The organism is Bacillus aerolatus (assembly GCF_009183655.1).
Classification (GTDB): Bacteria; Bacillota; Bacilli; order Bacillales; family Domibacillaceae; genus Pseudobacillus; species Pseudobacillus aerolatus.
Genome location: NZ_WEIO01000014.1, coordinates 1 through 14,246, shown reverse-complemented (window position 1 = coordinate 14,246; position 14,246 = coordinate 1). Strand labels below are relative to the sequence as shown.

The 14,246-nt window shown below is 39.9% G+C and carries 12 protein-coding genes and 2 rRNA genes; 4 read left to right on the top strand and 10 right to left on the bottom strand.

What is annotated here, in order from left to right; all coding sequences use genetic code 11:
• Nucleotides 1–2: 2 nt before the first annotated feature.
• The 3 genes from F9802_RS17610 to F9802_RS17600 all read right to left on the bottom strand — a co-directional run bounded on the left by F9802_RS17610 (nt 3) and on the right by F9802_RS17600 (nt 4,272).
• Nucleotides 3–1,055: a flavin-containing monooxygenase gene (locus tag F9802_RS17610; protein WP_152154315.1), complete on the bottom strand. Its 1,053-nt coding sequence runs from the start codon at nt 1,053–1,055 to the stop codon at nt 3–5.
• Between the two features lie 285 nt (nt 1,056–1,340).
• Nucleotides 1,341–3,929, bottom strand: a complete 2,589-nt coding sequence (locus tag F9802_RS17605) for a heavy metal translocating P-type ATPase (protein ID WP_152154313.1) — start codon at nt 3,927–3,929, stop codon at nt 1,341–1,343.
• A complete protein-coding gene (locus F9802_RS17600; RefSeq protein ID WP_152154311.1) occupies nt 3,922–4,272 on the bottom strand; it encodes an ArsR/SmtB family transcription factor in 351 nt (116 codons plus the stop codon). Before F9802_RS17600 ends, F9802_RS17605 begins: the two co-directional genes overlap by 8 nt.
• A gap of 239 nt (nt 4,273–4,511) precedes the next feature.
• On the opposite strand from F9802_RS17600, the gene F9802_RS17595 reads away from it, so the two are divergent.
• Nucleotides 4,512–5,324, top strand: a complete 813-nt coding sequence (locus F9802_RS17595; protein WP_152154309.1) for an aminoglycoside adenylyltransferase domain-containing protein — start codon at nt 4,512–4,514, stop codon at nt 5,322–5,324.
• Between the two features lie 226 nt (nt 5,325–5,550).
• A complete protein-coding gene (locus F9802_RS17590; RefSeq protein ID WP_152154307.1) occupies nt 5,551–5,877 on the top strand; it encodes a four-helix bundle copper-binding protein in 327 nt (108 codons plus the stop codon).
• 108 nt (nt 5,878–5,985) lie between these two features.
• Here F9802_RS17590 and F9802_RS17585 read toward each other — a convergent pair whose 3' ends face one another.
• The 4 genes from F9802_RS17585 to F9802_RS17570 all read right to left on the bottom strand — a co-directional run bounded on the left by F9802_RS17585 (nt 5,986) and on the right by F9802_RS17570 (nt 9,780).
• On the bottom strand, nt 5,986–7,344 hold the full coding sequence (locus F9802_RS17585) for a beta-propeller fold lactonase family protein (RefSeq protein ID WP_152154305.1): 1,359 nt from the start codon (nt 7,342–7,344) through the stop codon (nt 5,986–5,988).
• Nucleotides 7,345–7,627: 283 nt separating this feature from the next.
• Nucleotides 7,628–8,389: a GTP cyclohydrolase II gene (locus F9802_RS17580; RefSeq protein ID WP_152154303.1), complete on the bottom strand. Its 762-nt coding sequence runs from the start codon at nt 8,387–8,389 to the stop codon at nt 7,628–7,630.
• 154 nt (nt 8,390–8,543) lie between these two features.
• Nucleotides 8,544–8,966: a DoxX family protein gene (locus F9802_RS17575; RefSeq protein WP_152154300.1), complete on the bottom strand. Its 423-nt coding sequence runs from the start codon at nt 8,964–8,966 to the stop codon at nt 8,544–8,546.
• A gap of 31 nt (nt 8,967–8,997) precedes the next feature.
• Nucleotides 8,998–9,780: a dioxygenase family protein gene (locus F9802_RS17570; protein ID WP_152154298.1), complete on the bottom strand. Its 783-nt coding sequence runs from the start codon at nt 9,778–9,780 to the stop codon at nt 8,998–9,000.
• 221 nt (nt 9,781–10,001) lie between these two features.
• On the opposite strand from F9802_RS17570, the gene F9802_RS17565 reads away from it, so the two are divergent.
• Nucleotides 10,002–10,550, top strand: coding sequence for a helix-turn-helix domain-containing protein (locus tag F9802_RS17565; RefSeq protein WP_152154296.1), 549 nt, complete (start codon nt 10,002–10,004; stop codon nt 10,548–10,550).
• A 589-nt stretch (nt 10,551–11,139) separates the two neighbouring features.
• On the opposite strand, the gene F9802_RS17560 is transcribed toward F9802_RS17565, so the two are convergent.
• Nucleotides 11,140–11,883, bottom strand: a complete 744-nt coding sequence (locus tag F9802_RS17560) for a protein kinase domain-containing protein (protein ID WP_318636123.1) — start codon at nt 11,881–11,883, stop codon at nt 11,140–11,142.
• Between the two features lie 339 nt (nt 11,884–12,222).
• Between F9802_RS17560 and F9802_RS17555 the strand changes: the two genes are divergently transcribed.
• On the top strand, nt 12,223–13,578 hold the full coding sequence (locus F9802_RS17555) for a TrkH family potassium uptake protein (protein WP_152154294.1): 1,356 nt from the start codon (nt 12,223–12,225) through the stop codon (nt 13,576–13,578).
• 188 nt (nt 13,579–13,766) lie between these two features.
• On the opposite strand, the gene rrf is transcribed toward F9802_RS17555, so the two are convergent.
• Nucleotides 13,767–13,882: ribosomal RNA gene (gene rrf / locus F9802_RS17550) — 5S ribosomal RNA — on the bottom strand.
• Between the two features lie 240 nt (nt 13,883–14,122).
• Nucleotides 14,123–14,246 (bottom strand): 23S ribosomal RNA (locus F9802_RS17545); the annotation flags it as partial.

The following is a 14,246-nucleotide window of genomic DNA, read 5'->3' as shown; positions in this document are numbered from 1 at the left end:
TTTTAGTTTCTTGTTTGGATGTGTTGCATTACATACTGAGCGTCATCTCCGACTCCCTGAAGGAGCGCGGAACCACGGCGATGCTGCCAAGGTAAGCCTAAAAAGTAAAGTCCAGGCACACTTGTCTTCCCTCTATTATGAATAGGCTTTCCTATATCATTAAGCACACCTTCAATATCAAGCCAGCTATAATCCGATATAAAACCGGTGGCCCAAATAATATTTTGTGCTTCAAGTATAGACTTATCTTTGAATTGGAGGACTGTTTCATTGCTATGAACAGTTCGTTCCTTAAGAGTTATACGCCCGTTTCCAATTGCTTCTTTTAATTCAGAACCGAAAATAGTGTCTCCAATTGCCTGTACTTTTCGACCAATCCAAGAATTATGGGAAGCTTTCAATATACCCACCTTATCTAACCACCAAAAAACGCTCTTTTTTCCTATTTTTAGTGGCAGAAACTTCATCTTTTGACTGACGGATAAATAGGTCTGCCTCTCTTTCGAAAGTTCCACTGCTATTTGCGCACCACTATTTCCACCCCCAACGACCAACACATTTCCTATTTGAAGATCAGTCGGCCTTTTATATTGAGAAGAATGGAGTTGAACAATATTCGGCGATAAATTCTTCGCAAAGTCAGGGATTCGCGGCTTCTGAAAAGGACCTGTGGCAATCACCACGTTCGCTGCTTTGAATTCTCCCCGATTCGTTTCAACGTAAAAATCGTTGTTTTTCTTATGAACACGTGTCACACCTGTTTGCAACTGAATAGGCAACTGAAAATTTTCCGCATATCTCTTTAGATAATTCGCTATTTCATCTTTTGTAGGAAGTCCTTGTGGATCATCCGGCAATGCCAAACCGGGTAAAGAGCTGTATAATCTTGGCGTAAATAACATAAGTGATGCATATCGCCTTTTCCACTCTTCCCCAATTTCCTGCCATCTATCTAAGAGTAGAAAAGGCTGTTTAAGCTGTTTTAAATAATATCCCATCGCTAAACCGGCTTGTCCGGCTCCAATCACAACCGTATGATATGTAGACTCATTCATCCTGATCTCCCCTTCCGCCTGATGAAAGCGTTTGAAACAGCTCTTTAATTTTGGCTATTTTCTAAAAGATTGTTGTTTTTGTAATATATTCTTATGACAAAAAGTGTAGCAAAAGGGTTGATTGGAGCGGAAGGTGCGAGACTCCTGCGGGGTTAGCGGGACAGGTGAGACCCCGCAGGAGCAAAGCGACGAGGAGGCTCATCGCCCGCCCCGCGGAAAGCGAGCATCCCGGAGCGGAAATCAACCACCCCTTTTCTAACAGCAACAAAGCTTACGAAAACAGCCTTAACTTTTTAATCGAAGCAGTCTCATACTATTTAAGATAACTAATAATGCCGCTCCCGTGTCACTCAGTACAGCCAGCCATAACGTAAGATCGCCGGTAAAAATTAAGATAAGCGCTGCGAGCTTTGTCAGTAAAGAAAACCATATATTTTGTTTAATAACACTCAAAGCTTTCCGGCTCAACTTAACAGTATGCGGAAGCTTTTCCAGATTATCAGCCATCAGCACAATGTCCGCTGTTTCCATCGCTGTATCCGTTCCCGCTCCACCCATCGCAATTCCTAAATCAGCTGTCGCTAATGCTGGGGCATCATTGATGCCGTCTCCCACCATTGCCACGATCTTCCCTTCATTCTGAAGCTGCTTAACAGCTTGAACTTTATCTTCCGGCATCAATTCAGCAAAAAACCGATCCACACCTGCTTCATCACTGATTTTCTTTGCGGTTCCTGCATTGTCACCGGTGAGCATCACAATTTGCTCGACACCAACGCTTTTCATATCTTTCAGTGCCTTTGCCGTCGCTGTTCGAATCGTATCAGACACTGCAATGATCCCAAAGATGGTTGAACGTGTTCCCACAATGACTAATGTATTTCCTTCCTCTTGTAACGATTGAATACGGCTCTCCATTTCCCCTAATGAGACATTCAGCTCTTGAAACAGTTTCGGATTCCCGGCAAAATGGTCGCTTCCATCAATAGTTGCTTTCGCTCCTTTTCCTGCAATGGCTGTGAAATCTTCTCCTCCTAAAGCAGAAATTCCACGCTCCGAAGCGGACGTCACAATGGCTGAAGCGATAGGATGCTGAGAATGTTCTTCAATCGTGCGGGCAACGGCAAGAAGTTCCGCTTCTGTTCCATTTACCGTGTATAGACCGGAGACTTTCGGTTTCCCTTCTGTCAGCGTCCCTGTCTTATCAAACGCAATGACGTTTATTGCACCCGCCGTTTCTAAAAACGTGCCGCCTTTAATTAATATCCCATTCTTTGCCGCATTTCCTATCGCTGACACAATGGCAACTGGCGTTGAGATAACAAGCGCACAAGGACAAGCAACGACTAAAAGTTCGAGCCCCTTGTATAACCACTCACTCCATGGCCCCCAACCTAGTAAAGGAGGCATAACCATCACAAAGATCGCCAGTACAAAAACAATCGGTGTATAGATTTTGGCGAAACGATCGATAAATGCCTCCGTCGGCGCTTTTTGTTCCTGCGCTTCTTCTACGAGGTGGATAATTCGTGCAATCGCCGTATCTTTAACAAGCTTCGTGACTTTGACTTCTAACGATCCATTTTCATTAACAGTACCGGCATAAACAATATCTTTTATTTGCTTATCCACTGGAAGTGATTCTCCCGTTATCGGTGCCTGGTTCACTGTGGAAGAGCCGGCAGTGATTTCTCCATCCAACGGAATTTTCTCCCCCGGCTTAATCACGATGGTGTCACCGATTTGAATCGCTTCCACTGGTTTACGGGACAGATTTTGACCTGCTTTAACCCATGCTTCCTGTGGAGCTAAATTCATTAACCCGCGAATTGATTCTCTCGTTCGTTCAATGGATTTGTTTTGCAGAGCAGCACCTAAAGCAAACAGCCAAACAACGGTAGCCCCTTCAAACCATTCGCCAATCAAGGCAGCACCAATGGCCGCCGCCATCATTAAAACGTTCATATCCAGCGAACCGCTTTTGACTGCGTAGTAAGCACTTCTCGCCGGCTTGTACCCGCCAACGAGAATCGATGCCGCATACAACACAGTAATGAGCGCTGGCGATACTCCGTTAAAAGATCCAAAAAATCCAAGGGCTAACAAGATACCGGAAACGGTCGTCGTAGAAGCTCCTTTTTTACTGACAGAAACTTCATTCTTTCTGCCGGTAGACAGCGCTGCTTCAAATCCAGCATTTGACACTTCTTTTGTAATAGCCTCGACACCCAAGTCGTGCGTAATATGCATTTTTCCTGTCGAAAAATTCACCCTGACTTCCTCAACAGTAGGTACGTTTTTCATATGTTTTTCAAGAGTAACGGCACAGGCTCCACAGTCCATTCCGTCGATTATAAATGTTTGACTTTTTTCGTTATGATCCAGTGATTCAGCTTTAAACCCCAGCTTTTCAACTTGCTTCTTGATAAGAGCAGGTGAGATATCTCCGCCAGCCGCCACTTGCATTTTGGCCGTACTATAGTTCACTTGAATCGTTTTCACACCGGACATCTTAACGAGACTTTTTTCAATAGTAAGTGCGCAAGCCGGACAGTCCATCCCTTGTATCCGGTATTCATGCAAGCTGATAGCTTCTTCATTTTCTCCTTGGTGCTGTTGAGCTGTTTTAGTCGCTGTACATGGCGTATCACTTGCACAACAAGAACCTTTTGCTCCATTCTCTGCATTATGAGTTGCTGAAGGAACTTGAGTTTCCGAACAAGAACTGCTCGCACAGCAAGAGCCCGCTGGCTGTTTTTTTAATGTATCAATTGGTACTAGTTTAATGGGCTTGCTTTGTACGGAAAGGGACTCATCTGTTTTTGACTGAGGTTTAGTATTACAACAAGGTTCTTTTTTTGATGTATCAGACATTTTCCTTTACCTTCTCGCCTGGCAGAAGCCGCTTATTTATTTCACAGCAAGCTACATCCTGCTCAACTTGATTTAACACAATGTCAAACATGGCAAGCAGCTGCCTCGTTTCTTCATTTCGGATACTGTAATAAACATTTCTTCCCTCCTGACGGCCGGTGATGATTCCACAACCCTTTAAACAAGATAAATGCTGAGAAATATTGGACTGGTTTCCGTTTATCTCTTTGACAATTTGAGATACGGCTTTCTCTTCTTCTTTAATACAATCCAATATTTGAAGCCGTGTTTTATCAGCAAACCCACGAAGAAATTTAGTTTTCACCTCATAATTACAACTCATATCGACTCCTCCTGAAATATTAGTCTTTACTAATTTATATTCATTACAATCATATTAGTTTATACTAATACATCAGTCAACATATTTTATTTTCTGCTGGAACTAACTGTGCTAGTTAAAATCCTCAGTCAAAAAATAAGAAATGCACCAGATTGACCTTTCAAGTTAAAAATTAGTGACTTATCGCATATTATTCGTTAAGGTTTAATGCTAGCAAAAATAACAGGAGGGAGAACTTTATGGATTCAAGAATTCCAATGCCAGTTCAAAGCATCCTCCGTGAATATATTTCCCTGTTTCATGAGCGGATACCCAATACTCTTGAAGGTTTTTATTTGCACGGTTCAATTGCACTTAATGCTTATATTCATGACTTTAGCGATATTGATTTCGTTGCCATTATAAAACGTCATTTGACAGAAGCAGAGATGAGAATTTTATCCAAAATTCATCAAAAAATAGCACGTAAGTATAAAAAGGCAGGAATGGACGGATGTTACCTTTTGCAGGAAGACATGGGTAAAAAGCAAACTGAAACAAAAAAACGTTTATACTTCGATGCCGGCAAGTTGGAATGGGGGGATCATGTTACTAATCCGATTACTTGGTGGATTCTGAAAAACAAGGGAATTAACATCATTGGACCGAAAATAACTGCATTCCATTTTGATGTTGATGATAGTATTCTGGTTGACTACGTTATAGACAATATGAACACTTATTGGTTAAATCGATTGAACAGAAATGTGAAATTCAAAAGAATGGCACTTCTATTACCAAACAAAATGGTAGATTGGGAAATACAATGGTCTATTACTGGGATGTTGCGCCAATTGTATACGCTCAGAGAACATGAAATCACTTCAAAAGTCGATGCGGGTGAATATTCACTAAATCATCTGCCAGCAAGGTGGCATAACATTATTAAAGAAGCAATAAGTATTCGAAAAGGTTTAAACAGACGTTACTGTGATTCTAAGAAACAACGGATCAATGACACGATCGAATGTATGAAATATATACTTGATTATTTTGATACTTCGCACGGCTAAAGCCGTGGGGTCTGAATCCATTACCTTCTTCGAGTTCAACACCACAGTTCATACGCTTTTCGTATACTCGGCATGTGGGCAATCTAGCTTACGTGAACACTTCACGAAGAACATTTTCTACCTTCTTATTTTTGTGCAGATTTTAAGGATTTTTTTAAAACACGTTAAGGAATGAATGAGCCGGGTAAACTTAAAATGGCTAAAAAATATTTTTGGGAGGGTTTTTATGAATTCAATATACGAAGATTGTATCAAAGCTTGCCTAGAGTGCATGGAAGCTTGTAACACGTGTTATGATGCCTGTTTGAAAGAAACAGATATAAAGATGATGGCGGATTGTATTCGTCTAGACAGAGAATGTGCTGATATTTGCGCATTTGCAGCAAAGTCTATGCAAACAAACAGCCCGTTTGCCAAACAAATTTGCCAATTATGTGCCGATATTTGTGAGGCGTGTGGAAATGAATGCAAAAAGCATGACCATGATCATTGCCAGAAGTGTGCTGAGTCATGCTTCCGTTGTGCTGAAGAGTGCCGCAAGATGGCAGCTTAATTTACGCAGATAGAAACAAATCAAAAAGCCTGTTTCCACTTATTTGGTGTACAGGCTTTTTGTTGTTTATTGAAATGAGCTCTTTTTCTTTTTTATAACAAGTCTTTATTATTTCTCAAAAGCCTTTTTGCCCAATATGAACCAGACATCATTAACACCTTGTCCATTTACATCCCCGACCTGCTTATCTTTTACAAAATAATAAAGAGGGTGCCCTTTATACGTTGTTTGCTTTTGACCGTCATCTCTTACAATTGTTTTAAACTCTTTTTTGTCGAATCCTTTAGGAGCGACGATGTTTTCCGCATAAAATGGCGGCCAATTTTCAAGACATTGCCCTTTGCAATTACTGACGTCAGGCTCGTCTTTCGTAAAATAATAAAGTGTCATTCCTTCTTGATCTGTTAAATACTTACCAAATTTGTCCGATTTCAACATATTAAGTTTGTATCTTTTTGACTCTTCCTGAATGGTATCTGTAATGGAGAGAGTCTCTACATCAACACGCGCGATGGATAGGTCCCGGTTCAATACATATGACCGTTCCCCGTCTTTACTAAAGACAATAGCTTGCCGTGGTTCGTTGAAACCGTCCATTGTTTTTACTATACGTTGATCAGCAACATTGATCACGTTGATTGTATTATCTGCTTTGTTGCTGGCAAAAAGCAGTTCGCCATCGGGCGAAAGAGAAGCACCGTACGGCTCGCGTCCCACTTGAATTTCATTTTTTATGCTGCCGTCTACCGTATTAACCGCAGAAATACTGTTGCGACCGCTGTTTGCGGCATACAGTGTGCCTCCGTCAGTGGAGATCGAAATTCCACGGATCATTGAGAAGCCTGTTATTTCACGAATGATTTTGTTTGTGGCTGCATCGATGACGGATATTTTATCTCCTTGAAAGTTTGTGACGAAGATAGATTTTCCATCCGGTGAAACTTTAATGCCTTGTCTTGGTTGGGCGAAACCGGTGATAACAGCTGTCGGTTGTCGTTTTTCAAGATCCACGACTGTGACAGAACTGTGTGCTTGATTGTTCACATACAGTGTCTTTCCATCCGGACTGACAGCAGTTCCGAATGCACCCGGGCCAACCGCGACTTCATCTTTCAGTGCAAAGTTTTTCGTTCTGTAAAAACGAAGCGTACCGAGTGTACTGTCCGAAACGACAAATGTTGAACCGCCGTCAACAAACAAAATGTTCCTCGGTGTGACAAAACCATCGATCACCTTCTTCAACTTGTCCTTATCCAGGTCGTAAATACGGATCGAAGACTCACGGCTATCGGACACGATCGCCAATTGTTCATCAGGGCTGACAGCAAGAGAGTTGTTAGTGATATTGCCATCAAAAGCAGTGCGAACTTCTTTTTTATTAGAAGCGGCAAAACTAACAGTTGGAAGCAGCATAATAGCCATCAAAGCAATAAGCAACACACGTTTCATTTTCATTCTTTTCACCATTCCTTCATCTCCAGGATTAATTCGTTTTAAAGATACCACATATTTCCGTGCCTGCTGTTTTTATTATGTAATAACTATTATTTGATTTTTCGATAGACATAGCGAGAATTTTTTATAAAACAAAAAACCTAAAAATTAATCTTTAAAAAAGATGTCAGTTTTAGGTTAAATGTATTTATCTCATTAAGCTTTCAAGAAAAGGGTTTATCGTTTTTATGATGACTGTTTACGTTACCTTGGCGGCTGAAAAAATATATCCTTTCTTTAAATACCTATATAAAATTCATGATTCGTCATTTGGCCAAGTCCCTTCACTTTCTAAATGACCAGAACGCTTTATTTTCGTTTTTAAATAGTTCTCATTAAATTCAGAAACATCGCCCCATAAAGGCGCTCTGCCAGATACGTACAAGCCAGCGTTTTTTAATGCTTCTAGCTTTTTAGGATTATTCGTTATAAGCGTTACCGGTTTAGAACGTAATGCTTTCAACACCTCAATAGCCTCACTGTAATTTCGGGAGTCATCAACAAAACCAAGGCCTTCATTTGCCTCTACTGTGTCATACCCATTTTCTTGAAGAACATAAGCCATCGCCTTACTGAATAAGCCAATCCCTCTGCCTTCATGGTCGGCTAAATAAAATAAAGCCCCTGTCCCATGTTCGGCAATCATTTTCATGGACTGTTTTAGTTGATAACCACAATCACATCGCTTACTGCCAAATATATCACCCGTATGACAGATCGAATGCATTCTAATCATTGCCTCTTCTTCTTCTTGGAAATCCCCGTAAACTAAAACGCTTGATTGTTGAAATTCAGCTAAGTTCAATGAAGATAAATTGTCAATAATCCGTTCATAGTCTTCTGTTACTTCATCAAGGTGAAGCCAGCAATACCATTGGAATACAACAGTTTCTCCATATAGATTCACTGGAAGGCGTATCGGTCCAACTAAATAAATGGCGCCTTCACCTGTTTTAATTAATTGAATTTTATCTTCTAAAATAGAAAGTTCTTTGGATTTAAGTTTAGTTTGCGCCATGTTTTCATCCCCTTTTTGATTAGTATGGTTAAACAATCTATTAGAGTTACTCATTTCATCCAGATGATTCTGGACATAGATAAAGGAATTGCACTAGCAATTCCTTTATCTGTGTCCTTGTATAATATTTCATGTCAGAGAATTTCTCAATTATTTAAGCTGATTTAGAGTTATGCTCTTGTCCTTTGAAAATCATTTGATCGAGCGCATACAGCTTACTTCCCGTTATGGCGATAGATAGTGCCATTGCTAAGAATGCTAGATCTAATTCATAACCAGCCACTTGTCCATTACCTAAGAAACCAGCAGCTAATTTTACTTTTAAAATGGCCCCAATCATTAACAAGGCGAAAAGAGCTGACACGATTCTAGTACCGAAACCAACTACTAAGGCAATTCCGCCAGCTGCTTCTAACAAAGCTACACCGTAAGCTAGAAACCCTGGCAGACCAATGCTTCCAAACCATCCAACGGTATTTTCAATACCCCCTTGGAATTTTGCCAGCCCATGAACAAAGAAAGTAACTCCTAACACGACACGTAAAATTAACGCACTCCACTCATATTTTGTTATCATTTTTTTCCTGCCTCCAAATAATTGTTATCGATTAACCAAACTGCCATACACTGTGACTTAAGTTTCCATATCGATAGCTGCGATGTAATAATGTGGCTCTTTGTTGATCATCGGCTGCCCCCATCGCGTAGAAAATCGGAACGAAGTGCTCATTTCCATACGAAGGCACTGCAAGTCTCGCTGTCGGAGCTAAAGAATTGTATTTGAAAAGAGATTCCAGATCCCAATCTTTCAAATGTCTTGCCAGCCACTCATCAAAATCAAGTGCCCAATCGTCGACTTGCACATTATCTGCAACCATCTTTACAGCTCCCAGATTATGCACCGTTCCCCCACTGCCAATAATTAAAATATCTTTTTCTCTTAGTTCTGATAAAGATTTTCCGATTTTGTACTGCTCCTCCGGTGTAAGATGGGGATTAACAGACATGGAAATGACAGGAATATCCGCCTCTGGATAAAGTAGTCTAAGAACAACCCATGCACCATGATCTAACCCACGGCTTGTCTCCACTTCATAAGGTACACTATGTTTAGCAAATAATTGTTCAATCTCCTTCGCGACCTGCTTATCCCCTTTAGCCGGGTATTGAATACGGTACAAAGCTTCTGGAAAACCGCCAAAGTCATAGATCGTTTTATAGTCATTTACGTCACTGACCTTTTGCACGGCTGACTCCCAGTGAGCTGAAAATAACACAACTGCTTTCGGACGCGGCAATTCCTTTCCTAAATTACTTAAAAACTGTGTGTACTCATTATCCTCAATCGCTAAAAGCGGCGCTCCGTGAGCGATAAAAAAAGACGGCATCATGTGAACTTTTCCTCCTTCATTTTTCAATCATTCTTTCATTAAACATTCCAATTATTTTAATCTTAGGATCATTTGGAAAAACTTATATATAAAACATTTATTGTTTCCTGATATGAATATTTGTTGTTTATAAAATAACAAAGATCTTTATAGATTGTCAACAGGTTTTTTGGTAATATGTAAATAAGTTTCTTATTGGAAAACATCAGAGGTGAAATAATATGGACATTGGTTCTACCATTCGAACTATAAGAAATAGAAAAAAAATCACAATTGCCCAGATGAGTGAGGGGACGGGGCTCTCAAAAGGTTTTATTAGCAATATGGAAAATAACAATACGTCGCCATCTATTAACACATTGCAAACAGTCGCTAATTTTCTCGATATACCCTTGCCCTACCTTCTTTTAGAAAAAGATCAACGTATGCGCGTAGTCAGAAAACACGAACGCCAATATACGACCCACAAGAAAGAAAATATTAAAGTCGAGCATTTAACGTCAAAAGGCGGGCTCACGTTGCAGCATGTTGAAATTCCTCCTGGAGCCTCGACAGGAGATGAACCGCATACTCATCTCGGAGAAGAGTGTCATATTGTATTAAGGGGAAAAATTCTTGCTGAACAAGGGGAGGAGTCCTTTATTTTAGACGAGGGAGATTCGTTTAGCTGGAATGCGAGTGTCCCACACTTTGTAAAAAATATCGGAGATGAACCGGCAGTCGTTTTAATCGCCATTTATACAGATATGGAACTTAATGATATGTTGTAAAGAAAAGGTGTTGTCTCAAAAACCCACTTTTCGTAACTTTTATTTTATTATTGAGCAACTTGCATATTCCGGCTGTCCCGCTCATAAATAAAACTTGGGCGTGCAGAAAATCATCAAACTCATATACAAACGCCAATAACCGGCGCACATATTACAGCACCGCTTCACTTTGTTTATTTAAGAAAGGGCTGTTCCAAAAGTCTATTAAGCAGCGACTTTCGGAACAGCCCTTTCAGTAATTTATCAGTCCCGGAACCCCTTACACTTGAATTCAGTAATGTTGTTAACAGCTTCAAATCCAGTGGGATAAACTTAACCAGGCTCAGTCTAATTATTAAGTGTTGTCCTTTATCTATGTTAGACTAAACAAACAACAAGCTTTTTAAAAAAAGATGAAAAGAGGTAAACTATGTTAAAAAAAATATTGAACAAACTCAAGGATCTTTCCCGAGGAAGCAGTGAGCGAAGACAGGGTCATTATCGCCGTGGCAGCAGTAGCAGCAGTCGACGGTATAAATCATCTCCCATGAGTGGAAGCGCCCGCTACAAACGGAGAGGCCGAAGCAGCAGCTAATCTTGCTCTATACGGTTAATTTACTTTTTCTTGCGCTTTAAGGGCAGCGTGAAGATCTGTTGAAATTTCACTAGTATCTGTATAAGGCCCGTGTATTTTTAATAACTTTTTCAGCAAATGAACAGTTTCCTTTTCTAAAGAGAGTTCTTCTGTCCATGGAAGAGCTTTTTTATTTTTGGAAGAGTATGTTGTATAAAGTAAATATAAAAGCAATTCCCCTAAATCATAGTAGTCCTGTTGTTTCATCTCTAGGATATCCTCTTGTTTGTTATGTGAAGAGTGAAATTGATCAACCGAAACTCTTTGCTTGGACAAACCAAAATCGATCAAAAAAAGCCTCTTGTTTTTTAGTAAAATGTTTGGCGTACGCAAATCTTGATGGTAAATGCCTTTTTTGTGAAGATAATCTACTAATTCGAGCAAGTGAGCAAGAATTAAGAGCGACTCTTTCTCGTTAAAATTTTTCTTACTTAAAAAAAGTTCGTCTTCTAGGTTGTCCCCTTCAATAAAACTCATTGCATAAAAAAAATATCCGTTATTTGAAAAAGCTTCATATAATACTGGCATATTTTTGTGATTCAGCTTACGCAAAACAGAGGTTTCATTTTCAAACAGTTCCACTTCTTTTTTATTACGCCGCTTACTTGGCCGAAGTTGTTTGACCACCCTATTCTCTTTTGTTTTTACATCTTTACAGAGATATACAATGCCGTAGCTTCCAGTTCCTATAACACTTAACACCTCATAGCGATCGTTCAAAACCGTCCCTTCTTTAATAGGTATATCTACAAAAAACTGATAGATTTTTCGAATGAAACGAAAAATTGAAATTTTCCTCACCTCTTCTTTTAATTAAGTACTTAAAGCCCCTTAGTTATCAAACCCTTGAACGCCTTTAAACTATAACTGAAAAAGACTTTTATGTATTAGTAGAACTCACAAAATTCAGTATAAGTCGAAAACGATCGTTTTTTATTTATTTACAAACAGTTTTTTCAGGAGTATATTATCTAAGTAAATTTAATAGCTACATTCAATCATACTTTGCAACAGACTTACCTTATCGATAAAAAATGAAGCTTTTGAAAGGTGATGCATATGTTCCTCTTTAACACATTTAGCAAAAATAAAAGGATTAATCTGCAGCCAGCCCATATTCTTTTCCTTGGTTTCTTAGGGTTGATCTTTATCGGAACTTGTTTGCTTATGTTGCCATTCGCTACTCGTGACAGACATCACCTCAGCTTCATTGACGCACTTTTTGAAGCTACTTCTGCTGTTTGTGTCACAGGATTAGCTGTTGTCGATACTGGAACCACCTTTACTTTGTTTGGCCAAATTGTTTTACTTATTCTCATTCAGCTTGGCGGCTGGGGGTTTCTTACCTGTGGGGTACTTATCTTTATTATTTTAGGAAAAAAAATAGGCATGAAGCAAAGGGTACTGCTTCAAGCATCTTTAAACTCTTTTGCAATCGCAGGAGTCATTAAATTAGTTCGACGCATTATTATTATTACGTTAACCATTGAAGCTGTTGGAGCCATTGTTTTAGCTATACGATGGTCACAAGAAATGAGTTGGGGAAAAGCCGTTTACTATGGAATATTCCACTCGATCTCCGCTTTTAACAATGCAGGATTTGGCTTAGAACCGGACAATTTGAGCAAGTGGGTAGGCGATCCGACAGTAAACATTGTCATTACTCTGTTGTTTATTTTAGGTGGAATTGGTTTTTTTGTCATTGCAGATGTTCTAGAAAAAAAGAAGTTTAAAAAGTTTTCCCTTCACACTAAAATAACAGTCGTTTTTACGTTGCTGATTAATGTAATAAGTACTCTTGTCATTTTTTCCTTAGAGTTTAATAATCCTGCAACATTAGGAAGTTTAGATATGGCAGATAAATGGTGGGCTGCTTTTTTCCAAGGTGTTGTTCCCCGGACGGCAGGATTTAACACAATAGATATAAGTCAGCTATCATTAAGTTCTCAAGTTTATATGATCGGATTAATGTTTATAGGGGCTGGTTCAGGTTCTACGGCCGGCGGGATTAAAGTGACGACTTTTGCTTTATTGATCTTTACTCTTTGGTCGGTGCTTACTAATAGAGAAGAGATTAATGTTTTTGAACGAAAAATCCCAAAATCCCTAGTATATAAAGCCTTATCGATTGCCATCTCAGGATTAATTTTTATTTTTGTTATCTTCTTTTTACTTACGATAACGGAAAAAGGAGCGGAGATGTCACAAATATTATTTGAAACAGTCTCTGCCTTTGGTACCGTGGGATTAAGCGCTGGGTTTACTGGAGAGTTGAGCCCTATGGGACGTATTTTAATCACCGTCATGATGTTCATCGGAAGACTCGGACCTCTCACCATGGCTTTTGCGCTCGCCATTCACTCAAATAAAAAATCGAAAATCGGATACGCAGAGGAAAAAATCTTAATTGGATAAACCATTGATTTCTGTAAACGAATCTATTTCATAAATCCGCCTGTTCTTTTGAGACAGAGCGGATTTTTTTAAGGACGGAATGAGTGGACATCTATTAAAGCTTGGACAAGACCTTTTAGATTCCAGATATACACTTACTTATCTCCTTTAACACAAAAAAGAACAGCCTCCGCTGTTCTTTATCAGTTGCCTGGCAGCGTCCTACTCTCACAGGGGGAAACCCCCAACTACCATCGGCGCTGAAGAGCTTAACTTCCGTGTTCGGGATGGGAACGGGTGTGGCCTCTTCGCTATCGCCACCAGACTGTATAAAATTGAAAGAGTTGTTCTTTCAAAACTGGATAATATGTTGTATAAGTAACCGGCAACACCGTGCCATTGTTTATTTAGCTTCCACGCGGTTAGGCGCTTCTGCTTTTCGTTTTGTCCAGCTCCAGCGGCCAGACTCTCGGTCATAAGCCGTCACGCCTGTGTGACAAAGAACGTCACTTCGGCGGTCCGTCTAATGCCTGCCGAGTCTAATCGGCCGCTTCCGCTTTTCGATTAGGATAAGTCCTCGATCGATTAGTATTCGTCAGCTCCACGTGTCGCCACGCTTCCACCCCGAACCTATCTACCTGATCATCTTTCAGGGATCTTACTAGCTTGCGCTAAGGGAAATCTCATCT